This is a genomic window from Pseudomonas sp. Fl5BN2 (genome assembly GCF_009908205.1).
Lineage (GTDB): Bacteria > Pseudomonadota > Gammaproteobacteria > Pseudomonadales > Pseudomonadaceae > Aquipseudomonas.
This window is the reverse complement of the sequence record NZ_JAAARL010000089.1, coordinates 1-415: the sequence shown is the minus strand read 5'-3', so window position 1 is coordinate 415 and position 415 is coordinate 1. Positions and strand designations below refer to the sequence as shown.

1 protein-coding gene is annotated in these 415 nt (G+C 57.3%); it reads left to right on the top strand.

Annotation, left to right across the window (positions count from 1 at the left end; translation table 11 throughout):
* Positions 1 to 210: 210 nt before the first annotated feature.
* On the top strand, positions 211 to 415 hold a 205-nt coding region (tnpB, locus tag GV819_RS33595; protein WP_161760126.1), incomplete at its 3' end, for an IS66 family insertion sequence element accessory protein TnpB.

The following is a 415-nucleotide window of genomic DNA, read 5'->3' as shown; positions in this document are numbered from 1 at the left end:
CACCTTGGGCGGAAATTCCTTCGACGCAGACGGCTAGGTGTAGCGGCTTGCCAACATAAGCGCCTCTGCTCGCAAACATCGGCATTTTCTGCTCGAATTATCTGACAATGGAGCGGGCGTCGTGCTCACGCTCTTTGCCAATGTGCTCGCAAACATCCGGGTCTGCTTGCAAACATCCGCCACGTGCTCAGATTAATTGCCAGCGACGGCATGGTCAAACCGGGACGCCTGCCTGTCGTAGTTGCTCGGTCAGCTGACGGGAATATTCGGGATCAAGGGTGCCCGCCAGGAAGGCGCGGATATACGGACATGCGCTGTGGCTTTCCCTCCTTGGCGCTTCGGGTGCAGGAGGTTCTGCAGCATGATCCGTTGTCAGGGCATCTCTTCGTCTTCAGGGGCCGCAGATCGGATATTT